Source organism: Haliea sp. E1-2-M8 (genome assembly GCF_030649675.1).
Classification (GTDB): Bacteria; Pseudomonadota; Gammaproteobacteria; order Pseudomonadales; family Halieaceae; genus Haliea.
In genome coordinates this window covers 145,834-169,667 of the sequence record NZ_JAUTDR010000003.1, presented here as the reverse complement: position 1 = coordinate 169,667, position 23,834 = coordinate 145,834, and the positions used below count along the sequence as shown (strand labels likewise).

22 protein-coding genes are annotated in these 23,834 nt (G+C 64.5%); 6 read left to right on the top strand and 16 right to left on the bottom strand.

Annotation, left to right across the window (positions count from 1 at the left end; genetic code table 11):
* Positions 1-67: 67 nt before the first annotated feature.
* From Q6D67_RS03855 to Q6D67_RS03835, 5 genes are all read right to left on the bottom strand, one after another.
* The gene (locus Q6D67_RS03855; RefSeq protein WP_304704254.1) at positions 68-1,024 is read right to left on the bottom strand and encodes a DUF808 domain-containing protein; all 957 of its coding nucleotides are present in this window, start codon (positions 1,022-1,024) and stop codon (positions 68-70) included.
* 70 nt (positions 1,025-1,094) lie between these two features.
* Positions 1,095-3,245: a polyphosphate kinase 1 gene (gene ppk1, locus Q6D67_RS03850; protein ID WP_304704253.1), complete on the bottom strand. Its 2,151-nt coding sequence runs from the start codon at positions 3,243-3,245 to the stop codon at positions 1,095-1,097.
* 118 nt (positions 3,246-3,363) lie between these two features.
* Entirely contained in the window at positions 3,364-4,593 is a 1,230-nt protein-coding gene (locus tag Q6D67_RS03845) for a nucleoside recognition domain-containing protein (RefSeq protein WP_304704252.1), read from the bottom strand.
* Positions 4,593-5,270 carry an alpha/beta fold hydrolase gene (locus tag Q6D67_RS03840; protein WP_370551915.1) on the bottom strand — a complete coding sequence of 226 codons (678 nt, stop codon included), beginning with the start codon at positions 5,268-5,270 and terminating at the stop codon, positions 4,593-4,595. Before Q6D67_RS03840 ends, Q6D67_RS03845 begins: the two co-directional genes overlap by 1 nt.
* Positions 5,171-5,416, bottom strand: coding sequence for a hypothetical protein (locus Q6D67_RS03835; protein WP_304704250.1), 246 nt, complete (start codon positions 5,414-5,416; stop codon positions 5,171-5,173). Before Q6D67_RS03835 ends, Q6D67_RS03840 begins: the two co-directional genes overlap by 100 nt.
* Positions 5,417-5,552: 136 nt before the next feature.
* On the opposite strand from Q6D67_RS03835, the gene Q6D67_RS03830 reads away from it, so the two are divergent.
* Complete coding sequence (locus Q6D67_RS03830) at positions 5,553-6,659, top strand: S-(hydroxymethyl)glutathione dehydrogenase/class III alcohol dehydrogenase (protein WP_304704249.1); 1,107 nt, start codon at positions 5,553-5,555, stop codon at positions 6,657-6,659.
* A 9-nt stretch (positions 6,660-6,668) separates the two neighbouring features.
* Positions 6,669-7,511, top strand: coding sequence for an S-formylglutathione hydrolase (gene fghA / locus Q6D67_RS03825; protein ID WP_304704326.1), 843 nt, complete (start codon positions 6,669-6,671; stop codon positions 7,509-7,511).
* Position 7,512: 1 nt separating this feature from the next.
* On the opposite strand, the gene Q6D67_RS03820 is transcribed toward fghA, so the two are convergent.
* The 4 genes from Q6D67_RS03820 to pspA all read right to left on the bottom strand — a co-directional run bounded on the left by Q6D67_RS03820 (position 7,513) and on the right by pspA (position 10,001).
* A complete protein-coding gene (locus Q6D67_RS03820; protein WP_304704248.1) occupies positions 7,513-8,316 on the bottom strand; it encodes an alpha/beta fold hydrolase in 804 nt (267 codons plus the stop codon).
* A gap of 119 nt (positions 8,317-8,435) precedes the next feature.
* Complete coding sequence (locus Q6D67_RS03815; protein ID WP_304704247.1) at positions 8,436-8,972, bottom strand: PspC domain-containing protein; 537 nt, start codon at positions 8,970-8,972, stop codon at positions 8,436-8,438.
* Between the two features lie 4 nt (positions 8,973-8,976).
* A complete protein-coding gene (gene pspB, locus Q6D67_RS03810) occupies positions 8,977-9,234 on the bottom strand; it encodes an envelope stress response membrane protein PspB (RefSeq protein ID WP_304704246.1) in 258 nt (85 codons plus the stop codon).
* A gap of 62 nt (positions 9,235-9,296) precedes the next feature.
* Entirely contained in the window at positions 9,297-10,001 is a 705-nt protein-coding gene (gene pspA / locus Q6D67_RS03805; RefSeq protein ID WP_304704245.1) for a phage shock protein PspA, read from the bottom strand.
* A gap of 216 nt (positions 10,002-10,217) precedes the next feature.
* On the opposite strand from pspA, the gene pspF reads away from it, so the two are divergent.
* On the top strand, positions 10,218-11,249 hold the full coding sequence (gene pspF / locus Q6D67_RS03800; RefSeq protein WP_304704244.1) for a phage shock protein operon transcriptional activator: 1,032 nt from the start codon (positions 10,218-10,220) through the stop codon (positions 11,247-11,249).
* 168 nt (positions 11,250-11,417) lie between these two features.
* Positions 11,418-12,881, top strand: coding sequence for an NAD-dependent succinate-semialdehyde dehydrogenase (locus Q6D67_RS03795; protein WP_304704243.1), 1,464 nt, complete (start codon positions 11,418-11,420; stop codon positions 12,879-12,881).
* 226 nt (positions 12,882-13,107) lie between these two features.
* Here the strand turns inward: Q6D67_RS03795 and Q6D67_RS03790 are convergent, their stop codons facing one another.
* From Q6D67_RS03790 to Q6D67_RS03770, 5 genes are read right to left on the bottom strand one after another with little or no spacing between them, the layout of a single operon-like run.
* Positions 13,108-14,457 (bottom strand): aminotransferase, encoded by a 1,350-nt coding sequence (locus Q6D67_RS03790; RefSeq protein WP_304704242.1) that lies wholly within the window; start codon positions 14,455-14,457, stop codon positions 13,108-13,110.
* A gap of 59 nt (positions 14,458-14,516) precedes the next feature.
* A complete protein-coding gene (locus Q6D67_RS03785) occupies positions 14,517-16,271 on the bottom strand; it encodes an amidohydrolase (RefSeq protein ID WP_304704241.1) in 1,755 nt (584 codons plus the stop codon).
* Between the two features lie 22 nt (positions 16,272-16,293).
* Positions 16,294-16,479 carry a hypothetical protein gene (locus Q6D67_RS03780; RefSeq protein ID WP_304704240.1) on the bottom strand — a complete coding sequence of 62 codons (186 nt, stop codon included), beginning with the start codon at positions 16,477-16,479 and terminating at the stop codon, positions 16,294-16,296.
* Positions 16,480-16,489: 10 nt separating this feature from the next.
* Entirely contained in the window at positions 16,490-17,977 is a 1,488-nt protein-coding gene (glpK, locus tag Q6D67_RS03775; RefSeq protein WP_304704239.1) for a glycerol kinase GlpK, read from the bottom strand.
* A 1-nt stretch (position 17,978) separates the two neighbouring features.
* Complete coding sequence (locus Q6D67_RS03770) at positions 17,979-19,406, bottom strand: aldehyde dehydrogenase family protein (RefSeq protein WP_304704238.1); 1,428 nt, start codon at positions 19,404-19,406, stop codon at positions 17,979-17,981.
* 112 nt (positions 19,407-19,518) lie between these two features.
* On the opposite strand from Q6D67_RS03770, the gene Q6D67_RS03765 reads away from it, so the two are divergent.
* Together Q6D67_RS03765 and Q6D67_RS03760 are read left to right on the top strand one after the other, a co-directional pair.
* Positions 19,519-20,658, top strand: a complete 1,140-nt coding sequence (locus Q6D67_RS03765; protein WP_304704237.1) for an acyl-CoA dehydrogenase family protein — start codon at positions 19,519-19,521, stop codon at positions 20,656-20,658.
* Between the two features lie 5 nt (positions 20,659-20,663).
* Positions 20,664-22,223 carry an NAD(P)/FAD-dependent oxidoreductase gene (locus Q6D67_RS03760; RefSeq protein WP_304704236.1) on the top strand — a complete coding sequence of 520 codons (1,560 nt, stop codon included), beginning with the start codon at positions 20,664-20,666 and terminating at the stop codon, positions 22,221-22,223.
* Here the strand turns inward: Q6D67_RS03760 and Q6D67_RS03755 are convergent.
* Together Q6D67_RS03755 and Q6D67_RS03750 are read right to left on the bottom strand one after the other, a co-directional pair.
* Positions 22,135-22,575 (bottom strand): hypothetical protein, encoded by a 441-nt coding sequence (locus tag Q6D67_RS03755; protein ID WP_304704235.1) that lies wholly within the window; start codon positions 22,573-22,575, stop codon positions 22,135-22,137. The two genes, Q6D67_RS03760 and Q6D67_RS03755, sit on opposite strands and share 89 nt — an antisense overlap.
* Positions 22,575-23,795, bottom strand: a complete 1,221-nt coding sequence (locus Q6D67_RS03750) for a CaiB/BaiF CoA-transferase family protein (RefSeq protein ID WP_304704234.1) — start codon at positions 23,793-23,795, stop codon at positions 22,575-22,577. The genes Q6D67_RS03755 and Q6D67_RS03750 overlap by 1 nt, the downstream gene beginning before the upstream one ends.
* Between the last annotated feature and the right edge of the window lie 39 nt (positions 23,796-23,834).

Here is a 23,834-nt window from a genome sequence, read left to right as displayed (position 1 = left end):
CGTGGCTATTGATGGTGGCCACTCTAACGACCCAAGCTTAGTGCAACCTTAAGCGGACCGGCGGCAATCAGCCCCCCTTCGCCCAGCCCTTGCGCAGGCGCCCGACAATGCTGACCAGGGCCAGCACCACGGCCCCCGCAGCCGCACCGAACAACGCCGAGAGCAGGGTCGGGGCCAACAGGGCCACAGCGGGGCCGACCACTGGCAGACTCGCTCCGCTGGCCGTTATGGCCTGGATCGCGGCGTCGACCGGCCCCAGCCCGTGGGCCAGAATCCCCCCGCCTACCATGAACATCGCCAGGGTCCCGACTATCGTCAGGGTCTTCATGAACCGCGGGGCAAACACCAGCAAGCCTCGACCGAGCACGCGGCTGGCGGCCGCCGCCATACCGCTACCTTCACGACCCGCCAGATGGACACCCGCGTCGTCCAGTTTGACGATGACCGCCACCAGGCCATAAACGCCCACCGTGATCAGCACTGCAATGCCGGCGACGACCGCAATCTTGGTGCCAAGGGCGGCATCAGCCGCGGTGCCCAGGGTGATGACGATAATTTCCGCCGACAGGATAAAGTCCGTGCGAATTGCACCACGAATTTTCTGCTGTTCCAATTTGACCAGATCCGCCTTTGGATCAGCCAGCTTGGCGCGTAATTCGCGCCGGTGCGCGGCCTTGTCCTCGGGCGAATCAAACAGGCTGTGGGCGACTTTTTCGAACCCTTCGTAACACAGGTATAAACCACCGAGCATCAGCACCGGAGGGATCAGGACCGGGGCCACCACGGACACCAGCAGCGCCGCCGGTACCAGGATCAGCTTGTTGCGAAAGGATCCTTTTGCGACCGCCCAAACGACCGCCAGTTCGCGGTCCGCGCGCACCCCGCTCACCTGCTCTGCATTGACTGCCAGGTCATCGCCGAGGACGCCTGCTGTCTTGCGCAATGCGACTTTGCTCATTACCGCCACGTCATCAAGGATGGTGGCGATGTCATCAAGCAGTGCTAACAGGCTGGTACCGGCCATGGTGAGGGGACTCGGATAAAAGGTTAGTGACAGTGTAAGCCAGCCCGGGCCGCGGCAACAACGTCGATGGTCAGCGCCGCTTGCGCCGACGCTGGGGCTTCTTGCCGGTGGCTGGCGTCTTCGGGTAGCGCGGCAGCTTGCCCGTGGCCAGGTACCTGTGAATGGATTCCTGGGAGCGAATCATGGGAGCCTTGCGGGGGCGGGGCACAAACGCGTTCACCTGGTGCTGGTCGATAATCCGCGCCTTCACGTTGTCGTACCACTGCTGGTCGAGAATGTCCTGCAGGGTCTTCTGCGCCGCCGGATCGCGCACCGGGCATAGCACCTCCACCCGGTAGTCCAGGTTGCGCGTCATCAGGTCGGCGGAGCCAATCAGATAGCGTGGATTGCCGCGGTTGTAGAACACGTAGGCGCGCGGGTGCTCGAGATAGCGGTCGACAATACTGATAGCCTCTATGTTCTCCGAGATACCCTTCACCCCGGGCAGCAGCGAACACATGCCGCGGATGATGAGCTTGATCTGCACCCCGGCATCCGACGCCTCGTACAGCTTCATTACCAGCTGATTGTCGACCAGGTTGTTGCATTTGAGCGTAATCTCGGCGTGATACCCCGCCCGGGCATTGGCAATCTCCTGCTCGATCAGGTGCATCAGGCCGGGGCGAGTGCTGTGCGGTGACACCAGCAGGGTGCGGTAGCGCGGGCGCTTGTAGGTGAACTGGAGAAAATCGAAGACATCGTAGATGTCGCGACCGATGTTCTGGTCGTAGGTCAGCAGGCTGAAATCCGTGTAGACCCGCGCAGTCTTCTCGTTGAAATTGCCGGTGCCGATGTGGCTGTAATAGCGGATCTGTCCCTCTTCGCGACGCTCGATCAGCAGCAGCTTGCTGTGTACCTTGAGGCCGGGAATACCGAATATCACCTGAATACCGTTTTCGGTCAGCCGCTGGGCCCAGCTGATGTTGGCGGCCTCGTCAAAGCGGGCCGCCAGTTCCACCACCGTCAGCACGCGCTTGCCGTTTTGCACCGCGTTGACCAGGGCATCAATGACCCGGGACTGTTTAGCCACCCGGTACAGACAGATCTTGATCGCGGTCACGGCGGGGTCCAGAGCCGCGGTCTTCAGCAGGTCGACGATGTAGTCGAAGGGGTGATACGGGTAATAGAGAAACACATCCTGCTCGCGGATGTTGTCCGCCAGGCTGCCCGGATCGTCCAGTCGCGGCAGGCGAATCGGCGGCAGCGGCGGGAATTCCAGGTACTTGGGGCCGACATTGGGGAAGGACATGAAGTCCTTGGAATTATGGTAGCGGCCACCGGGAATCAGGCTGTCATATTTGCCAAACCCGAAGCGCGCACAGAGGTGATCCAGCAGGCGCTGCGGCATGGCTGCGTCGTAGACGAAGCGCACTGCCTCCGCCCGTCGCCGCTGCTTGAGGCTGGTCTCCATCTTGTCGATCAGGCTTTCGCTGATACCGGGGTCGATTTCCAGCTCGGCGTCGCGGGAAAACTTGAAACAGTAGGCCGCCATCTCCTCGATCTGGAATACCCCGCGGAACATCTGCGGCAGGCAGGCGCGGATAACGTTGTCCAGGGCGATAAACACCTTGCCGGCCTTGCCCTTGCGCTTTGGAATCTGCACGAAGCGATCCAGCCGGTCCGTGGGAACCTCGACCACAGCATAGATGTAGTTTTCGCCAGTGCGGATGTCCAGCGCCAGGTAGATCGACTCGTCGTTGAGCGGGGGAATGGAATGCCCCTCCCGCAGCAGGATGGGCTCAAGTTCCGGGAGCACGGTACGGGTGAAAAACGCCTGCACGAAGGCGGCCTGGCCCGGGTCGAGCTGGCGCTCGTTGATCATGAATATCTGGCGTGCCTGCAGGTCGCGCAGCACCCCGTTGTAGGTTTTCTCGAACTGTTTCTGCAACTCCACCACCCGCTTCTGGATGGCTGCCAGCAACTCTTTGGCCTGGGGCCTCATGCTGGCGTCGGACACCGTGATCAGGCGCCGCACTTCCGCCACCCGGACGCGGAAGAACTCGTCCATGTTGTTGGAGAAAATACCGAGGTAGCGCAGGCGCTCGATCACCGGCACCGTGTCGTCGGCGGCCTCCTGCAGCACCCGCGCGTTGAAGGAGAGCCAGCTGATCTCCCGGGGGATAAACAGGTTTTCATCCAGGTCGGCCAGGCGTCGCTGCAGGGAGCTGTGGGTATCACTCAAGGCGGGTTCTCTGCCCCAGGGCAGCCTCGTAAACAAAGGACCACGCAGTCTAGCGTGCCCGGGGGCGCCGTTCACCCGGTTTCGACCACCCGCTATATGAAAGTTTTATGACAACGACTCAGGTGTAAAACCAGTAGGCCACGACGATGGCCGCGGTGATGCCGGCTGCATCCGCCACCAGCCCACAGGCCAGGGCGTGGCGCGCGTGGCGTATGCCCACCGCGCCAAAGTAGACCGCCAGGGTGTAGAAGGTGGTCTCCGTAGAGCCCTGCATGGTTGCCGCCAGCCGCCCCTGGAACGAGTCCACGCCATAGGTATTCATGGTGTCGATCATCATCGCCCGCGCGCCCGACCCCGACAGCGGCTTCATCAGCGCCGTCGGCATGGCCTCCACCCAGCGGGTATCAAAACCCAGCCCCCCGACCCCGGCGCGCAGCACCTCCAGCACCAGCTCCAGGGCGCCGCTGGCGCGAAACACGCCGATTGCCACCAGCATGGCAAGCAGGTAGGGAATGATGCCGATGGCCGTCTCGAAGCCCTGCTTCGCGCCCTCGATAAAGGTCTCGTAAACGTTGACCGCACGCCGGTGGGCCACCACCAGAAACAGGATAATGAGGCTGATAATCAGCAGATTGCTGAGCAGGCTGGACTGCCGCTGCAACTCGCTGGCAGTCAGGGTGGAAAACCAGCCCACCAGCGCCAGCAGCAGGGCAAAGCCGCCCCCCAGGCAGGCCAGCACTACTGTGTCACGAAGATTGATGCGTTGCACCCAGGCGGTCACCAGCAAGCCCGCCAGGGTGGAACAACTGGTCGCGATCAGAATGGGGATGAACACCGCCGCCGGATCCGGCGCGCCCATCTGCGCCCGGTACAGCAGCACCGTGACCGGAAACAGGGTCACCGACGAGGTATTCAGCACCAGGAACAGGATCTGGGCGTTACTCGCCACCGTGGGGTTCGGATTCAGTTCCTGCAGGTCTTTCATCGCCTTGATGCCCAGTGGCGTAGCGGCATTGTCCAGGCCGAGTACATTGGCGGACAGATTCAGGGTCATGGAGGAAATCGCCGGGTGCCCTCGCGGCACATCCGGCATCAGGCGCACAAACAGTGGCGACAGCAGGCGCGCCAGTTTGTCCACCAGCCCGGAGGCTTCGCCGATAGCCACCACCCCCAGCCAGAGGGCCATCAGGCCGATCAGGCCGATCGCCAGTTGCACCGCCAGGCCCGCCATATCGAACAGGCTGGCCACCATGCGCTGGAAAACCTCGGCGTCGCCGGCCACCAGCCACTGGAACAAAGCGCTGGCAAAAGCAATGAGGAAGAAACCCAGCCAGATCCGGTGCAGCATCAGTGAGGCTGGCGTCCCAGGAAATCCAGCACCAGTGCCGCGGTCTGGTCCGGCTGTTCCAGCGGGAAAAGGTGGCCGCCGGGTACGCTGTGCAGCTCCGCCTCAGGCTGCAGCCGGGCCCAGCGCCGCAGGGCCGCCGGCGACAAAATGTCAGAACTTTCGCCGCCAATGCCGAGGGTCGGCACCTTCAGGCGCAGCAACCTGGGCCAAACCAGCGGCAGGGAAGAGTACACCGCGGCCTCCCAGCCACCGGAATACGCCAACTCCCAGGCGCCACCCTTGCCCGGCTTCAAGCCCGCGCGTATGTAGTCCCACAGCACCTCGTCATCGAAGGCGTTGAAAGCGCGCTTGCCGCGGTGAAACTCGAACGCAGTCTGGGGGTCGGGAAAACGGTCCGGGCGGTTCAGCGCCCGCCGCACCATGGGAATTTTCGGCAACCGGGAGCGCGGTGTCAGGTTGAGACCCAGAGCCAGCCGGGTTTTGACAAAAACGGGATCCAGCAGGATCAGGCCGCGAAACAGCTGCGGCCGCTTCAGCGCCGCCAGCATGGCAACGACGCCGCCCAGGGAGTGGCCCATCATCCACACCGGTTCGCCGGCGCCGCGCTCCAGGTCTGGATCAGGTCGTTGGCAAACTGGTGCCAGTCGGCGCGCGCGGGCACCGGTTCCCGCGACCACAGGGGGCGGTGCCGATAGCCGGTAACAGCGTACTGTTCGGCCAGGTGCGCGAGCAGGCGCCGGTAGCTACCCGGGGGGTAACCATTGGCATGGGCAAACACCAGCGGCTCACCGCTGCCGCCGAAAGATTCCAGTCGTTCCTGCATCGGGTGTCTCTGCTTCCTGCAAACTGTGATTCACGCCGGCGCCAGCCTAATGCAAAAGCCCGCGCTTGTCCCGCCCGGAACGGGGCCTTACCATGGTTGCCGTTACACCTGTTGCCATTCTGCAAGGAGTTAGCCAATGAAAACTCGTGCCGCCGTCGCCTTCGGGGCCGGCCAACCGCTGGAAGTGGTCGACGTCGACCTGGAAGGACCCCGCGCCGGTGAAGTGCTGGTGGAAGTCATGGCCACCGGTATCTGTCACACGGATGCCTTCACCCTCTCGGGCGACGATCCGGAGGGCGCCTTCCCCGCCATCCTCGGCCACGAGGGCGCGGGCATCGTGCGCGAGGTAGGGGCCGGGGTGAAATCGCTGCAGCCGGGTGACCACGTCATTCCGCTATACACCCCCGAATGCCGGGAGTGCAATTTCTGCCTGAACCCGAAGACCAACCTGTGCCAGGCCATTCGCGAAACCCAGGGCCAGGGTGTGATGCCCGACGGCAGCAGCCGCTTCTCCCTGGACGGCAAGCCCCTGCGGCACTACATGGGTTGCTCCACCTTCTCCAACTTTACCGTGCTGCCGGAAATCGCGCTGGCCAAAGTGCGCGAGGATGCGCCGTTCGACAAGATCTGCTATATCGGCTGCGGCGTGACCACCGGTGTCGGCGCCGTGGTGTACCGGGCTAGGGTCGAGCCCGGCAGCAACGTCGTGGTGTTCGGCCTCGGGGGCATCGGTCTCAACGTCATCCAGGGCGCGCGCCTGGTCGGCGCCGGCAAGATTATCGGTATCGATCTGAACCCGGAGCGGGAGGCCCTGGGTCGCAAGTTCGGCATGACCGATTTCATCAATCCGAAGAATGTGGCCAATGTGGTCGAGGCCATAGTCGAGCTGACCAAGGGTGGCGCCGACTACAGCTTCGAATGCATCGGCAATGTCGAGGTAATGCGCCAGGCACTGGAATGCTGCCACAAGGGTTGGGGGGAGTCCTATATCATCGGGGTGGCGGGTGCAGGCAAGGAGATTGCCACCCGCCCCTTCCAGCTGGTCACCGGCCGCTCCTGGCACGGGGTCGCCTTCGGCGGCGCCCGCGGCCGCACCGATGTGCCGACGATTGTCGACTGGTACATGGACGGCAAGATCAACATCGACGACCTGATTACCCACACCATGCCGCTGGAGGATATCAACAAGGGCTTTGACCTGATGCACGGCGGCGAGAGTATCCGCTCGGTCGTGGTGTACTGAGGCATGAGCGTGGAAATCATTGCTGAAAACCGCTGCTTCGGTGGCCGCCAGCTGCGCTTCAGCCACCGTTCCGGGGCGCTGGACTGCACCATGCAGGTAGCCATCTACCTGCCACCCCAGGCCGAGCAGGGTCCGGTGCCGGTGCTGTACTGGCTGTCCGGCCTCACCTGCACGGAGGAGAACTTTGTGCAGAAGGCGGGCGCCCAGCGCTATGCGGCGGCCCACGGCATCGCCATCGTCTGCCCCGACACCAGCCCCCGCGGCGAGGGCGTGCCCGATGACCCGGAAGGTGCCTGGGACTTCGGCCTCGGCGCCGGGTTCTATGTCAACGCAACCGAGGCGCCCTGGCGCAGCCACTACCGGATGGACGACTACGTCAGCGCGGAATTGCCGGCGCTGGTGGCCGCGGAGTTCCCGCTGCAGGCGGAGCGCTGCAGCATTTTCGGCCACTCCATGGGCGGCCACGGCGCGCTGGTGCTGGCGCTGCGCAACCCGGGGCGCTACGCCTCGGTGTCGGCTTTTTCGCCCATCGTCGCCCCCAGCCAGTGCCCCTGGGGGGAGAAAGCCCTGGGCAATTACCTGGGGCCAGACCGCGACACCTGGCAGGCTTACGACAGCTGCGCCCTGATCCGCGCGGGTGCGCCACATTTGCCGATGCTGGTAGACCAGGGCGAGGCGGACAACTTCCTCAAAGATCAGCTGAAGACAGAGCTACTGGAGCAGGCCTGTGCCGAAACCGGCTTCAAGGCGCACATCCGCCGACAACCGGGCTACGATCACAGTTACTTCTTTATCGCGACGTTTGTTGGCGAGCACCTGGCATTTCACGCCAGGATGCTGGCGGAGAGCTGACTCAGGAAGAGATTGCCGGGTACAGCAGGCTGTTCCAGCTGTGCCGCTCGAAAGGCCGCCAGCCGCCGAGCGGCAGAGCCAGGCGGTCGGCAACCAGGTACCAGATGGTGGGATTGAAGGTCATGCCGCAGTGGCTGCCGCGCACCTCGATGCTCTCGGTATGCTGGTGGCCGTTGCGCTGCAGGGTGGTCTGCCAGTTCACCACGCCATCGCCGCGGGAGTAGATCGCCGTGGTGGGCACCGGCGGTGCCTCGTGCAGGTGATCCTGCTCAATGGGCAACTCCTCTATCGGATTGAGCGCCATGAACAGACGCGAGGGATAGGATGCGGTCAGGCGGCCTTCGCCAAAGGGACTGCCCAGGGAAATCACCTGCCGCACCCGGTCGGGAAATTCCCGCGCCAGTTCGCGGGCGAAGATACCGCCGAGACTGTGCCCGACCAGGGAAATTGGCCCGCCGTAGCGGTCCGAAAGGAACGTGATACGCGCCTGCAGACTCTCCAGCACTCCATCGCGGGGCCCCAGGTTGCGGCCCAGCCCCCAGCCATGGACCGCGTAGCCGAGGCTGGTCAAATAGCGGCGAAAAGACGCATTGTAGCCATCGGCGCCCAGAAACCCCGGCAGCACCATCACCGGGTGACCGTCGCCGTGGGGCGCCCTGTCCAACAGTTTGCGGCTGAGGCGCAGCGACAACATCTCCACTACGACCCGGTGCGCCTCGGTCAGGGCCAGCAAGGCATGGGGCGGCGGAACAGGCGGCTCCAGCCGGACACTGGTTGCGTAGTCGATAACTTCGACGGCCGTCACTGTCCTACCCCGTCTTTGTCCCACCGGGCACTCCCAGCGTCTTGCATAAAGAGATTCATGCAACTGAGCATAGCCCATCCTGCCCGCAGGGGGAAAGCCCCGGCCTTTGTGTCATTGCACTAAAGTCGAGAAATCTCCCGATCCAGTTCGTACTGGCGCGAGGTGACGTAGGATTCCATGGCTTCAACCCTGCGCAAGGCCTCATCCAGCCGCTCCCGGGCGCGGCGCAGGCGAACGCTGCCGGGCTCGCTGTAGCGAAACACCTTGCGCGGGCGGTAGTCGTGGCGACGCTCGTCGTACTCCATTTCGACGTCGGTATCCGGGCCGGGATCGAGGGCGTCCGGCGGCAGATCCGACCGCTCGCCGCGCCGCGGTGAGGGCCGCGGCGCCAGCAGCAGCCAGGCACCCAGGTACGCCCACAGGGCCAGGGTCCCGGTAAACAGGATTGCGGCCACCCAGAGCAGGCGCACCAGCCAGTGGGCGATATCGAAGTAGTCCGCAAGCCCGGCACAGACGCCGCCGATTTTTCCCGCGCGGGTGTTGCGGTAGAGATTCATGCCCCAGCCGGAAACGCGCTGCCGGCGGAAGCGACGCTCGCCGCCGCGCCAGTCCGGGCCTTTATGGCGACGATAGTCGCGCTGATAACGTTTGCTCATGATCTTACTCCTTGGTGCGCCGCTGACGTTCAGTCTGGTCGCGCCAGTTGCTGTGGTCCGAATCCAGGATTGTTTCCAGGACGCCGATGCGCTCGGTCAGCCGGTCCACCGTTGCCAGCAGGTCCTCCAGAGCCTGCCGGTCTTCCTCATTAAGGCTGCGGGAAGAGCGGTTGACGCTGCGGTAGTGCATCGTGATCCAGATCGGCGCCACGATCACTAAAAACGCCATCGTGGGCACAAACATGAATTGCCAGAATTGCATTGTTTCCATCCTCAGGCAGGTCCGCGGTCAGGCTACATGCTGCCACTTCATCGTGGTCGACACTAGCCGTTACCTTCGCGGCTGCTCTCGCGGCTGCCCTGGCGGGCCTCCAGTTCAGCCTTGAGGCGCTGCAATTCGTCGCTGATGCGCTCGTCCTGCTGCAGGGCGTCGATTTCCGCGGCCAGGTCCGGGGGCACTTCCCGGCCCACGTCAAGCAGCTCGAGCTGACTCTCCAGGTTATCCATCCGCCGCTCGAAGTGCTCAAACCGGTGGAAGGCGGTATCCAGGGCCTCGCGATGCATCTGCCGCTTCACCTTGATCCGGGACTCGACCGTCTGGCTGCGCATCAGCAGGGCCTGCTGCCGCGACTTGGCGTCGGACAGCTTCTGCTGCAGCTGGCCGATTTCCGTGCTCAGCTGGGCGATGTGATCGTCAGCAGCGGTGAGCTCGGCCGTCACTACAACCAGCTCGTCTTCAATGGCGTGCTTTTCCTGCAGCGCCGCCCGCGCCAGGTCCTCGCGACCCTTGCTGATGGCGAGCTTCGCTTTCTGCTCCCAACTCTCGGCGTCGGCCTGCACCTGCTGCAGGCGGCGGGCGGCAGCCTTGCGGTCCGCCAAGACCCGGGCCGAGGAACTGCGTACCTCAACCAGCGTGTCCTCCATCTCCTGGATGATCAGGCGGATCATCTTCTGGGGATCCTCCGCCTGATCGAGCAGCGCGTTGAGGTTGGAATTAATGATGTCCGACATCCGCGAAAAAATACCCATGGTTCCTCTCCACTGGGGCCCTGCCCCGGTTAACGACGGCCAGCTGCCGATCTACACGGCATATCTATCAGCATTCGTGCCAGAAACTGCAACCCACTGAATTTATTGCGCTATTCCCTGAGCGACGTGCTTCGGCCCCGCATTGCGGGAAAGTTATAAGGGTATATTTACCTTTTATAGGCTTCATAAACCTTATACATAGGTTATATTTACCTTATGAAGCCACAAGAGAGCATCATCGGCAGCTCAGCCGCCCTCGCCCAAGCTCTGGAGCAGGTGTCGCGGCTGGCGGCGATCAACCGGCCGGTGCTGATCCTGGGGGCCAGGGGCACGGGCAAGGAACTGGCCGCGGAGCGCCTGCACTTCCTCTCCCCGCGCTGGGATGCCCCGTTCATCAAGGTAAACTGCGCCGCCCTGGCAGATTCCCTGCTGGAGTCGGAGCTGTTCGGCCACGAACCCGGCGCCTTTACCGGCGCGACCCGGGTCCGCCAGGGCCGCTTCGAGCGCGCCGATGGCGGCACTCTGTTCCTCGACGAGTTGGGGACAATGTCCCTGCGCCTGCAGGAGAAACTGCTGCGGCTGGTCGAGTACGGCGAATTCGAGCGCCTGGGGGGTCAGCAGACCTTGCAGGTGGACGTGCGGGTGGTCGGCGCCACCAACGCGGACCTGCAGGCCCTGGCCAGTGCCGGGGAGTTCCGCGCCGACCTGCTGGACCGGCTCAGTTTTGATGTGATCCATTTGCCCGCTCTGCAGCAGCGGCCGGAAGACATTCCCGAGTTGGCACACCACTTCGCGATTCAGATGAGTGCAGAACTGGGCTGGGAGCTGTTCCCCGGCTTCAGCGACGGGGCCATGGCGGCCCTGCAGGGTCACCCCTGGCCGGGTAACGTCCGGGAGCTGAAAAACGCGGTGGAACGCTCTCTGCACCGTTGGGCCCACCCCCGCAGGCCGGTGGCCGAGGTGGCGCTGGACCCCTTTGTTTCGCCCTATGCCGAGCCTCCCGCGCCGGGCCCGGAAAGTGCCGCAGCAGCGCAGCAGAGTGAGACCGCGGCGCTTGCCACCCCTGGAATAACCGATTTTGCCGCCCGTATGCTGGCCATTGAACGCCGTCTGGTACATCAGGCTCTGGCGGACCACGGCTATCACCAGCGCCGCACAGCCGACGCCCTCGGGCTCAGCTACGACCAGCTGCGCGGCCTGGTACGCAAGCACCGGCTGGGGCGCCGGCGCCGCCAGCGCAAAGCCTGAGCGAAGCCCCAATCCACCACTTTCGGGGAGCGCGCAAGCCAGCTAAAGCAGCTATAGTGTGATGTCACGGTGGGCCGGGATGCAAAAGGCATGTTACGGTTGCGCCGATAATCGACGGGCACACGGTAAGCCCGCCATCCAGCATGCACAGCAACAAGGATTCTCGCTATGAGCCTGTCACTCACCGACCCCACGCTGCTCCAGACCCGCGCCTACATCAATGGCGAGTGGGTCGATGCCGACGATGGCGCCACCTTCTCCATCAGCAACCCCGCCAACGGTGAGGTCATCGCCGAGGTGGCGAAGACAGGCGCAGCCGAGACCCGGCGCGCGATCGAGGCCGCACAAACAGCCATGGACAAGTGGAAAGTGGTGCCGGCGAAGCAGCGCGCGCAGATCCTGCGCAAGTGGTTCGACCTGATGATGGCCAACCAGGAAGACCTGGCCCGCATCATGACCGCCGAGCAGGGCAAGGTTCTGGCCGAGTCCCGCACCGAAATCGCCTACGGCGCGTCGTTTGTCGAGTGGTTCGGCGAGGAAGCCAAGCGTATCGACGGTGACGTGATCCCGGGCCCGTCCGCGGACCGGCGCATCGTCTGCATCAAGCAGCCGGTGGGCGTGGTCGCCGCCATCACCCCCTGGAACTTCCCCAACGCCATGATCGCGCGCAAGGCGGCACCGGCCCTGGCCGCGGGCTGCAGCATCGTGATCAAACCCGCCAGCGAGACGCCGCTGTCGGCGTTTGCCATGGCAGTACTGGCGGAGCGTGCGGGCGTTCCCGCGGGCGTGCTGAACATCGTCGCCGGCAGCTCCTCTGCCATCGGCGGCGAACTCACCGGCAACCCCATCGTGCGCAAGCTTACCTTCACCGGGTCCACCCCCGTGGGCAAGATGCTGGAGGCCCAGTGTGCCGAGACCATGAAAAAGACCTCGATGGAGCTGGGCGGCAATGCCCCCTTCATTGTCTTCGATGACGCCGACCTCGACGAAGCGGTCAGGGGTGCAGTGATCTCCAAGTACCGCAATTCCGGCCAGACCTGCGTCTGCTCCAACCGGATGCTGGTGCAGGATGGGGTCTACGATGAGTTCGTGGCGAAGCTGGTCAAGGCGACCGCGGAACTGGCGGTGGGCGACGGCTTTGCCGAGGGCATCAGTATTGGCCCGCTGGTCAACGCCGGCGCCGTCAACGATGTCGACAGCCTGGTACAGGACTCCATCGGCGCCGGCGCCAAGGTTGCCCTGGGCGGGGGCCCACACGACCTCGGGGGCTGTTTCTACCAGCCCACGATTCTGACCGAAGTCACATCGGAGATGGCGGTGTTTCGCAACGAGATCTTCGGGCCGGTCGCTCCGGTGGTGCGGTTCAAGGACGAAGCGGAGGCCATCGCCATGGCCAACGACACCGAGTTTGGTCTCGCCTCCTACTTCTACACCCGCGACATCGGCCGGGTCTGGCGCGTCGCAGAGGCGCTGGAGTACGGGATTGTGGGCATCAACGAAGGCATTATCTCCAACGAGATGGCGCCCTTTGGCGGGGTCAAGGAATCCGGCTCAGGCCGGGAAGGCTCCAAGTACGGGATGGACGACTACGTCGAAATCAAATACATGCTGATGGGCGGCCTGGACCGCTAATGTAGGAGCCCGCTCCGCGGGCGATATCTCCAGATTTAGGAGCCCGCTCCGCGGGCGATATCCCCAGATGCGGTCGATAAATTAATCGCCCGCGGAGCGGGCTCCTACAATTCCCACCAGTTTGATCGCCCGCGGAGCGGGCTCCCACAAGTGCCCCAAGTGCCCCAAGTTCCCCAAGTTCCCCAAGTTCCCCAAGGCCCCCAAGGCCCGGAAGCCCGCAACTGGCTCACGCCACCAGCAGCTGTTCCCGGGTCACGTGCGCCAGGGTCTCATCCAGCGCCCGGCCCAGCTTCTCGATCATTTCATCGACCTGGGCTTCCGAGATAATCAGCGGCGGACACAGGGCGATACTGTTGCCGCCCATGGCGCGCACGATCAGGCCGTGCTCCTGGGCCCGCAGGGCGCAGAATCCGCCGATGAGATTGCCATCGAAAGGCTGCCGGGTATGCTTGTTCGCCACCAGCTCCAGCGCCGCAATCAGGCCCATGCCGCGCACCTCGCCCACCAGTGGATGGCTGGCGAAAGCCTGCAGTTTCCGCTGCATGTAGTCGCCCATCACCCGGGCGCGCTCGAACAGATTGTCGCGCTCGTAGATTTCCAGCACTTTCGACGCCACGGCGCAGGCCACCGGATGGCCGCCGTAGGTGTAACCGTGGCCGAAAATACCCACCTTCGCGCTGGGTTCCACCATCGCCTCATAGATGTCACCAGTGACGATGGCGGCACTGACCGGCAGGTAGGCTGAAGACAGGGCCTTGGCCAGGGACATCAGCTGGGGCTGGATGCCGAAGCTGGTGGCACCGAAGTCGGCGCCGGTGCGGCCAAACCCGCAAATCACCTCGTCGTCCCACATGAAAATGTCGTACTTGCGCAGCACTGCCTGCACCTTTTCAAAGTAGCCCGGCGGCGGCACCACGACCCCACCGGCGCCGCTGATGGGCTCGGCAATAAATGCAGCGATGGTCTCGGGGCCTTCCGCCAGAATCAGATCCTCCAGTTCCTGCGCCCGGCGGGAGGCGAACTCCTCTTCCGTCTCGCCGGGCAGGCCGTCCCGGTAGAAGTGCGGTGCGCCGGTGCGCAGTATGCCCAGCGCCTCGAAAGGCAGGCTGAAGTGGGTGTGATTGGGCACCAGGCCGGTCAGGGACGCAGCCGCGACGGTCACCCCGTGGTAGGCGCGTTCGCGGGAGATAATCTTGTACTTTTCGGGCTTGCCGATGGCGTTGAAGTAATAACGCAGCAGCTTGACCTGAGTGTCATTGGCGTCGGAACCCGAGTTGCCGAGGAACACCTGTGCATTGTCCACCGGCACCATCTCCGCCAGCTTGTCCGCCAGGGCCATGGCCGCCGGATGGGTCTTGCCGCCGAACAGATGCGAGTACGCCAGGGTGCGCATCTGCTCAGCCGCGGTGGCCACAATTTCCTCATTGCCATAGCCCAGGGCGGTGCACCAGAGGCCGCTCATACCCTCCAGGTACTGCCGCCCCTGATTGTCGTAAACATAGACTCCCTCGCCGCGTTCAATCACCAGCTGCTCGGTGGCCTTAAGGTTAGTGGTCGGATAGATCATGTGGGTCATGGCTGGTACCTCGCTCTCTCGCTCTGCAGCTTGCAAATCACTCTTCAGGATAGCGCAAACTACCTGGCCTGATAAACCACCTCGCCATCAAACAGCGTCATCTGTACCGTGGTGGTATTGATGTCTTCGGCGGGAATGCGGTACAGGTCCTGACTCAGCAGCACCAGATCAGCCCTCTTGCCCACCTCTATGCTGCCGACACTGTCCTCCTGATGCATCAGCCACGCCGCGTCCCGGGTGTAGGCCGCGAGCATGGTGTCCAGAGTGACGGCCTCCTGCGCATTCAGGGTGCCCTGCACAAGGTCATCGGGGTCCTGCCGGCGCAGCGCGGTCTCAATCGCATCCAGCGGATTCACCGATGAAACCGACCAGTCGCTGCCGCCGACGATGCGTGCGCCGGCGCGCTGCAGGCTGCGTACCGGATACATGCGCTCCACCCGTTCGGCACCGACTGCCGGGAAATTGATCTCGGTAATGTAGCTGTCCGGCCAGGCCCACAGCGCCTGGAAGGTGGTGCTGACATTGAGCTCCGCGAAGCGCGGGATGTCGTCGGGGTGGACCAGCTGCAGGTGTGCAATATGGTGCCGGTTGTCCCGCGCACCGTTGCGCTCACGCGCCGCCTCGAAAGCATCCAGCGCGGTGCGCACGCCGAGATCCCCGATGGCATGGACATGAACCTGCAGGCCCATGGCATCGAAGCGGGTGATGATATCCTTGAGTTCCTCCGGGTCAAAGTTGATTTCGCCGCTGTGCGGATCGTCACCAAGGTAGGGTGTCACCAGCGCCGCTGTCTCACCCTCCAGCACGCCGTCGACAAAGAGCTTCACCGCATCCGTGTTCACGTGCTCGCTGGCATACTCGCCACGCCGCGCCAGCACTGTCTCAAATTCCTCACCGGTATGCTGGCTGAAGGTACCGTGGGTCAGGGAGGTACGCACCCGCGCCTGCAGTTCGCCGGCAGTCTCGAGCGCCCGATAGGCGCGCCAGTGCTGCTCACCAACCGCGGCGTCGATAAACGAGGTTATACCCTTGCTGTGCATAAACTGCAGGGCGGCGCGCAGGGCGGCAACATCATCTTCGGGCGTAGTTTCCGGCAGCAGGTCACTGACCAGCGCCTGGGCTGTCTCCCGCAGGGTACCAGTCGCTTCGCCCGTGGCGGGGTCGCGCTCTATGACCCCTTGCGGCGGGTTGGGCGTGTCCCCGGTAATGCCCGCGAGCGCCAGGGCGCTGGAGTTTACCCAGGCGGAGTGCCCGTCAGCGGCCGCGAGGTATACCGGGCGCTCGGGAAACAGCGCATCCAGCGATGCCTTGTGCGGGTTGCCGTCCGGGAACAGCCCCAGGTTGAAATCGAGGCCGACGAGCCAGCCTTCCCCGTCCTCGGCACAGTCCTGCAGCCGTTGCAGGATTGCTTCTTCGGACACGGCATCACTCAGGGCACAGCCCAGCAGCGCAGCGCCCGACGACAGGGGGTGCACATGGGCATCGTGCAGCCCCGGCAGCAGCATTCCCTGTTCGGCGTCAATCACCTGGGTATCGTCGTCGACCAACCCTGCAGTCGTGGCGTCATCGCCGACCGCCACGATCGCGCCGTCCCGGACAGCGACACTCTCAGCCTCGGGCTGTTGCGGATTCTGGGTGTAGATCCGCGCGTTGCGAATCACCAGATCTGCCGCTGCCGCGGGAGCGGTCTGCTCTGACGTGCTGGCAGCGGCCGCCGGTGCCGAGGCCTGCTGCCGATCACAGGAGGTCAGCGAGCCAACCCCCAGTGCAACAACCGCCGCAGCGGCCAGTAATCCGGACTTTGTTCTTATCATCGATCGCTCTCCTGTCGAAATATTAGTGTGCCTTCACCTTCTGCTGACCGCAGCGCGCACAGCGGTACACCGTCACCAGCTGCCCCTGCTTCACATCAAACTGCTTCGCTTTATCCACCTCCCACTTGTGATGACCGTGGCGGCACAGGGTTTTGCCCTGGTGTTTCTCCTGCAGGGACGGCTTGCGAAATGGGAGGATGTCGGCCACCGGGCAGCGCTCAGAGCAGGGTACGGGCCAGGGCGGCCTGCCAGGATGTCTGCCGCTGGCGCCGCGCGCCGGCGGACATCTGCACCCTGAACTCCTGATCCGCAGACCAGATCTTGCGAATGTCGCCAACCCCGGACCACAGCCCCACGCCCAGCCCCGCCAGATAGCAGGCGCCGGCCACGGTGGTCTCGATAACCTGTGGCCGCATCAGCTTGCGGCCCAATACGTCCGCCTGGATCTGCATTAGCAGATCGTTGGCGGCGGCACCGCCGTCCACCCGCAGCGGCCGCATGCGCTTGCCCAGGTCGCGCTCCATGGCCAGCAGGATGTCTGCGTTCTGCAGCGCCATGGCATCCAGGGTGGCCCGGGCAATATGCCCGCGTTCGGTGCCGCGGGTGAGGCCGCTGAGGTTGCCCCGCGCATCCGGGGCCCAGTGCGGGGCGCCGAGGCCGGTCAGCGCCGGCACAAACTCCACCCCGCCCGCGTCATCCACGGTCCGCGCCAGCGCCTCCACCTCCGCGGAGCGCTTGATCATCTGCAGGCCATCCCGCAGCCACTGCACCGCGGCGCCACAAATAAAGGCACCGCCTTCGAGGGCATAGACCGGCTTGCCCTCACCCAGCTGCCAGGCCGCTGTGGTCAACAACCCCGAGCGCGACTGCAACAGTTCGGAGCCGGTGTTCATGAGGATGAAGGAGCCGGTACCGAAGGTACACTTGGCATCGCCCGCGGTGAAACAGGCCTGGCCAAACAGGGCCGCCTGCTGGTCCCCCGCCACCCCGGCAATGGGAATGCCGTCCGGCACCCCCGGAATACCGCGTGTCTGGGCCAGGGCCCCGCTGGAGGGAACAATGTTCGGCAGGATACCTTCGGGCACCTCGAACAGGTCCATCAGCTCTTTGTCCCAGCTCAGCCGGCGCAGGTTCATCAGCGAGGTGCGCGAGGCGTTGGAGACATCGCTGACGTGGGCCGCGCCGCCGCTGAGTTGCCAGATCAGGTAGCTGTCGATGGTGCCCGCGGCAACCTGTCCGGCCTTCAGCTTGCGCGCGATGCCAGCGGTGTTCTTGAGCAGCCAGCGGAACTTGCTGGCGGAAAAATAGGGGTCCAGCACCAGGCCGGACTTGCGCTGGACCAGTTTCTCGTGACCGGCGGCCTTGAGCGTTTCACAGAACTCCGTGGTGCGCCGGCACTGCCAGACAATAGCCCGGTTCAGCGGTTCGCCACTGCCGCGGTCCCAGAGCAGTGAAGTCTCGCGCTGATTGGTGATACCGATGGCGGCGATATCCCCCGGTTTGCACAGGCGCTTGCGCAGCACTTTGCCAATGCCGCGCTGTACCGAGCTCCAGATATCCCCGGCGTCGTGCTCCACCCAGCCGGGCTTGGGGTAGTGCTGGGGGAATTCGATATTGACGCTGGTCCGGATTTGGCCCTTTGCATCCATCAGGGCAACCGTGGTGCCGGTGGTGCCCTGATCGATGGCGAGGATAAAGGCACCCATATCAGGTGCCGTAGCCCTCAATCGCCTTGATTTCGAGGAAATCGGTGAAGCCGTGGGCGCCCCACTCGCGGCCGTTGCCGGACTGCTTGTAGCCGCCGAAGGGCACGTTGTAGCCGCCACTGGCGCCGTTGATATGGACGTTACCGGCACGGATGCGGGCTGCTACCCGGCGCGCGTGGTCCATGTCGCCACCCTGCACATAACCCGCGAGACCGTAGGGCGTGTCGTTGGCGATGCGGATGGCCTCGTCCTCGCTGTCGTAGGGAATCATCACCAGTACCGGGCCGAAGATCTCCTCCTGGGCGATGGTCATGTCGTTGTTCACTTCAGAGAACACCGTCGGGCGCACGAAATAGCCCTTGTCGATGCCGTCGGGACGACCCGGCCCACCACAGACCACCTTGGCGCCCTCGGCAATACCCTTCTCGATCAGGCTCTGAATCCTGTTGAATTGCAGCTCCGAGACCACTGGACCCATGGTCGTGGCGTCATCCGCCGGGTCGCCAATAACCACTTTGTCCGTCACCTTCGCCGCAATCGCTTCCGCCTCGGCCAGACGCGCCCGGGGCACCAGCATGCGCGAGGGCGCATTGCAGGACTGGCCGGTGTTGTTGTACATGTGCAGCACGCCGCGGGTGACGGCCTTCTCCAGGTCGGCATCGTCGAGAACGATATTGGGCGACTTGCCGCCCAGTTCCTGGGTCACACGCTTCACCGTCGGCGCCGCATTCTGGGCCACCAGCGAACCTGCGCGGGTGGACCCGGTGAAGGACATCATGTCCACCCCCGGGTGCTTGGACAGGGCCGTACCCACCGTCGGGCCGTCGCCGTTGACCAGATTGAACACGCCCGCCGGCACCCCGGCCTCGTGCATGACCTTGGCAAACAGGTAAGCCGACAGGGGCGCTACCTCGGAGGGCTTGAGGATCATGGTGCAGCCCGTTGCCAGGGCCGGCGCCACCTTGCAGCTGACCTGGTTCATCGGCCAGTTCCAGGGCGTGATCAGGCCGCAGACGCCGATCGGCTCCTTGAAGACGCGGTGCTCACCGAGGTCCTCCTCGAAGGGGAAGTCCCGCAGCACCCGCAGCGCCTCCTGCAGATGGCCGAGGCCGGCGTGGGCCTGGGCCGCTACCGCCAGGGATTTGGGCGCACCCATCTCTTCGCGGATCGCGTCAGCGATGTCGTTGTAATACTTCTCGTAGGTAGCGACGCAGGACTCCAGCACCTCGATCCGGTCCTCGCGGCTGCTGTAGCCCCAGGTCTCGAATGCGGTGCGAGCGGCGGCCACGGCCCGGTCGACATCTTCTTCCGAGCCCAGCGAGATATGGGCACAGACTTCCTCGGTGGCCGGGTTGATCACGTCGTGGGGGTTGGGCTGGGCCGGATCGACCCACTCACCGTTGATATAAAACTGCAGGTAATCGCGCATATGTGCTCTCCAGTAACTGATTAGCGATGTGCGTTAGTGTAGCACCGCCTGTGTGGTCGGCTACCACCCCATAGGGTTATCATTGTCCCCACCTGCCCCAGGAGACTCCCGCATGCAATCTGAAGAAATGACCCTGTTCCGCGACATGGCGCGCCGCGCCTTCGAGGCCGAGATCAGCCCCCATTATGAACAGTGGGAAGAGGACCACATGGTACCCCGGGAGCTGTGGCGCACGCTGGGCAGCGCCGGCCTGCTGTGCGCGGACGTCGACGAAGCCTACGGCGGCGCGGGCACCTCGCCCCACGTCACCCTGATGCTGATCGAAGAGCTGTCGCGGATGGGTTTCGGCGGCTTTGCCTCCGGCTTCGGCATTCACTCCAACATCGTCGCGCCCTACCTGTCGCGCCACGGCTCGGAAGAGCAGAAGCAGCAGTGGCTGCCGAGGATGGTCAGCGGCGACGCCGTCGGCGCCCTGGCGATGACCGAGCCCGGCGCCGGCTCCGATGTGCAGTCGATCCGCACCAATGCCGTCCGCGACGGCGATGAGTGGGTGCTGAACGGCTCCAAGATCTTTATCACCAACGGCATGCACGCGGACCTGGTCATCGTCGCCGCCATTACCGACCCGGGCAAGGGAGCCAAGGGCACCTCCCTGTTCCTGGTGGACACCAGCCTGCCCGGCTTCGAGCGGGGCAAGAAGATCGAGAAGATCGGCCAGCACGCCTCCGACACCGCCCTGCTCTTCTTCCAGGACATGCGCCTGCCGGCCAGTGCCCTGCTGGGGCAGGAGAACAAGGGCTTTGTCATCATGATGGAAGAGCTGCCCCGGGAACGGCTGGGCATTGCCGCCCAGGCGGTGGCCGCCGCCGAGGGCGCCCTGGACCTGACGGTCGATTACGTGCTCGAACGCAAGGCCTTTGGCCAGGCCATCGGCAGCTTCCAGAATACCCGCTTCAAGCTCGCCGATGTGCGCACCGAGATCGCGCTGAACCGGGCCCTGTACCAGCAGTGTGCGGACGAATACAGCCGCGGTGAACTGACCGCCGACAAGGCAGCGATGCTGAAGCTGGCCTCCTGCGAGATGCAGTGCGACACCATAGACGACTGCCTGCAGCTGTTCGGCGGCTACGGCTACACGGTGGAATACCCGATCTCGCGCTTCTATACCGACGCCCGGGTCCAGCGCATCTACGGCGGCTCCTCGGAAATCATGCGCGAGCTGGTGGCCCGCTCCATCCTCGGCCGGGCTTGAGCACCGTGCCGGCGAACGCAACACAGCGTCAATTCGACGTCATTATCGTTGGCGCCGGCTTGTCCGGTATCGGTGCCGCGGTACACCTGCAGCAGCAATGCCCGGGCAAGCGCGTGGCGCTGCTGGAAAGCCGCGCGGCGATGGGTGGCACCTGGGACCTGTTCCGCTACCCGGGCATTCGCTCGGACAGTGACATGCACACGCTGGGCTACGATTTCAAACCCTGGCGCAGCCCCAAGGCCATCGCCGACGGGCCGGCGATTCTCGACTATATCGAGGAAACTGCCAGCGAATACGGAATCAGGGAGAAAATCCGCTTCCAGCACCGGGTTGAGCGGGCGCGGTTTAGCAGCGCAGAGGCGTGCTGGGAGCTGGAGGTCGCGGTTGGCGATGGCGAGCAGGAACAGCGCGCAACCTTCGGCTGCCAGTTCCTGCTCATGTGCGCCGGCTACTTCAACTACGACCACGGTCACGATCCCGCATTCCCCGGCGAGGAGCGTTTCCAGGGTCCCATCGTGCGTCCGCAGCACTGGCCCGAGGACCTGGACTACCGCGGCAAGCACGTGGTGATTATCGGCTCCGGCGCCACGGCCATGACCCTGGTGCCGGCGATGGCGGCAACAGCGGCGAAGGTCACCATGCTGCAACGCTCGCCGACCTACGTGATCTCCCGGCCGGCCCGGGACCGGCTGGCGAACCTCCTGCGCAAGCTGCTGCCGGAACGCTGGGCCTATGCCATCACCCGTTGGAAGAACACGCGCCTGCAGCAGTGGTTCTACCGCAAGACCCGGACCCAACCGGCGAAGGTGCGGGAGCATCTGCTGGGCCTGCTGCGCGAGGAGCTGGGGCCCGGCTTCGACGTTGACCGCCACTTCAGCCCCAGCTACCAGCCCTGGGACCAGCGCCTGTGCCTGGTGCCGGATGGCGACCTCTATGCCGCCCTGCGCAGTGGCCGGGCCGAGGTGGTCACCGAGCACATCGCGGAGTTCACCGGGCACGGCATCCGCCTGCAGTCGGGCAAGGAATTGCCGGCGGACATTATCGTCACCGCGACCGGCCTGGAACTGGTGGTGACGGGCGACATTGTCTTCGAGGTGGACGGGGAAGCGGTGGACTTCAGTCAATGCTGGACCTGGCGCGGCATGATGTATTCCGGCGTACCCAACATGGCCAACACCTTCGGCTACATCAACGCCTCCTGGACCCTGCGCGCGGACCTGATCGCGCGCTTTGTCTGCCGCCTGCTGAACCATATGGACCGCAAGGGGCTGGAGCAGGTGACCCCGACCCTGCGCAGCGACGAACTCGATATGCCCGCGCGACCCTGGATCGAAGGCTTCAGCGCCGGCTACCTGCAGCGGGTCATGCATCTTTTGCCCCGGCAGGGGGACCGGGAGCCCTGGCTCAATCCGCAGGATTATGGGAGCGACCGCAAGATCCTGCCCGCGGTGTCGCTGGAAGATGGGAGCCTGGTGTTCAGTAATCCCGGGGCGATGGCGGTTGATGATGCTCAGGGACAGGGGGATCAAGCGGTGGCTGCCCGCCGCGCCGGCGCAGCCAGTTGAGCGCAGTCAGCACACCGCGGTGCCGGACCAGCCAGCGCTCGAACCGGTATTTACCGGGAAAGTTTATCAGCAGCAGGCCCACCAGGAGCGTCAGCAGCCCCTGCCCCGGGGTTACCAGCATGATCAAACCGAGCAACATCAGCAGCGCCCCGACAATGTTCTTGAGTACGCCCAGAATCAGCACAAGTCGGGGGACATTCCCGTAACTGCGCCAGACTGAGCGCCGGGGCTTATTGAAGTAATCCCTGGGCAGGCGGCTCACTACCCACGGTACGCCAACGGCAGTTGCAACCAGGCACAGCAGAGACAGGCCCGAACCCCACCAGAGCAGCGCTTCCAGTCGTGGATCCATCAGGCCGGGTCCCCCGCCGGGCCGATAACCCCCTGCGCCGCCAGCTGTTCCAGCTCTTCCTCATCCAGTCCCAATAGCCCCTGCAGCACTTCCCGGTTGTGGCTGCCCAGAGCCCCGCCGGGCCAGTCCGTGCGCCCGGGGGTGTCCGCCAGCCGCGGCAGGATGGCGGGAATCTTCAGTGGCTTGCCGTCGATCTCCACCTGCTCGAACATGCCGCGGGCCTGGTACTGGGGATCCTGCAGCATGTCGGCGACGCTGTAGATGGGCCCCACCGGCACTCCGGCCTGCTCCAGCACGAAGATAACGTGCCGGGAGGAGTGCTGGCCGCACCAGAGTGACAGGGCCTTGTCGATCTCGTGCTCGTGGCGCACGCGGCCAGCGTTGTTCGCCAACTCCGGGTCCGCGGCCATGTCCGAGCGCCCCGCCGCCGTCATCAGGCGCTTGAAAATGGAGTCGCCGTTGCCGCCGATGACCACGTACCTGCCGTCGTCACAGTGGTAGGTGTTGGTCGGCACAATGCCGGTCACCGTGGTGCCCGAGGGCTCGCGGATCACCCCGGCGCCGTCGTACTCGGGGACGATACCTTCCAGCAGGTTGAAGATGGACTCGTACAAGGCAACGTCCACTACCTGCCCTTCCCCGCCGTCCGGCTTGCCGCGTTGCAACAGCGCCAGGGTAATGCCCAACGCGGCGTGCAGGGCCGCGACCGTGTCTCCCAGGCTGATATTGGGCCGCACCGGGGCGTGGCCGGGCTCGCCGTTGATATAGCGAAAGCCGCCAAAACCTTCCGTGACCGAGGCATAGCCGGGCTTGTTGGCATTGGGGCCAGTCTGGCCGTAGCCGGAAATCCGCGCGTATACCAGCCGCGGGTTGCGGGCCTTGACCACTTCGGGACCCAGGCCCCACTCTTCCATGGCCCCGGGGCGGAAGTTCTCCACCAGCACATCGGCGCTGTCCAGCAGCTGCAATACCAGTTCGCGGCCGCGCTCACTCTTGAGGTCCAGGGTGACGCTCTTCTTGTTGCGCCCCAGGCTGCGGTACCAGAGCGAGGTGCCGTCCTGGACGACGCGCCAACCCCGGATCGGGTCGCCGCCGGGGGGTTCCACCTTGATCACTTCGGCGCCGAAGTACGCCAGGATAGTGCCGGTAAACGGCCCGGCCAGTAGCTGGCCCAGCTCGATCACGCGCAAGCCCTCAAGCGGTCTGGTTGCTGTTGTCACCCGCTGACCTCCCCCGAAAATCACGATTGTACCCGATAA

Excerpts from the sequence above, each read along its gene's own strand:
- Q6D67_RS03855 (WP_304704254.1), bottom strand. The coding sequence starts at position 1,024 with ATGGCCGGTACCAGCCTGTTAGCACTGCTTGATGACATCGCCACCATC.
- Q6D67_RS03845 (WP_304704252.1), bottom strand. The coding sequence starts at position 4,593 with ATGCTGCACCGGATCTGGCTGGGTTTCTTCCTCATTGCTTTTGCCAGC.
- Q6D67_RS03835 (WP_304704250.1), bottom strand. The coding sequence starts at position 5,416 with ATGCAGGAACGACTGGAATCTTTCGGCGGCAGCGGTGAGCCGCTGGTG.
- Q6D67_RS03830 (WP_304704249.1), top strand. The coding sequence starts at position 5,553 with ATGAAAACTCGTGCCGCCGTCGCCTTCGGGGCCGGCCAACCGCTGGAA.
- Q6D67_RS03815 (WP_304704247.1), bottom strand. The coding sequence starts at position 8,972 with ATGAGCAAACGTTATCAGCGCGACTATCGTCGCCATAAAGGCCCGGAC.
- pspB (WP_304704246.1), bottom strand. The coding sequence starts at position 9,234 with ATGCAATTCTGGCAATTCATGTTTGTGCCCACGATGGCGTTTTTAGTG.
- pspA (WP_304704245.1), bottom strand. The coding sequence starts at position 10,001 with ATGGGTATTTTTTCGCGGATGTCGGACATCATTAATTCCAACCTCAAC.
- pspF (WP_304704244.1), top strand. The coding sequence starts at position 10,218 with ATGAAGCCACAAGAGAGCATCATCGGCAGCTCAGCCGCCCTCGCCCAA.
- Q6D67_RS03795 (WP_304704243.1), top strand. The coding sequence starts at position 11,418 with ATGAGCCTGTCACTCACCGACCCCACGCTGCTCCAGACCCGCGCCTAC.
- Q6D67_RS03790 (WP_304704242.1), bottom strand. The coding sequence starts at position 14,457 with ATGACCCACATGATCTATCCGACCACTAACCTTAAGGCCACCGAGCAG.
- Q6D67_RS03785 (WP_304704241.1), bottom strand. The coding sequence starts at position 16,271 with ATGATAAGAACAAAGTCCGGATTACTGGCCGCTGCGGCGGTTGTTGCA.
- glpK (WP_304704239.1), bottom strand. The coding sequence starts at position 17,977 with ATGGGTGCCTTTATCCTCGCCATCGATCAGGGCACCACCGGCACCACG.
- Q6D67_RS03770 (WP_304704238.1), bottom strand. The coding sequence starts at position 19,406 with ATGCGCGATTACCTGCAGTTTTATATCAACGGTGAGTGGGTCGATCCG.
- Q6D67_RS03765 (WP_304704237.1), top strand. The coding sequence starts at position 19,519 with ATGCAATCTGAAGAAATGACCCTGTTCCGCGACATGGCGCGCCGCGCC.
- Q6D67_RS03755 (WP_304704235.1), bottom strand. The coding sequence starts at position 22,575 with ATGGATCCACGACTGGAAGCGCTGCTCTGGTGGGGTTCGGGCCTGTCT.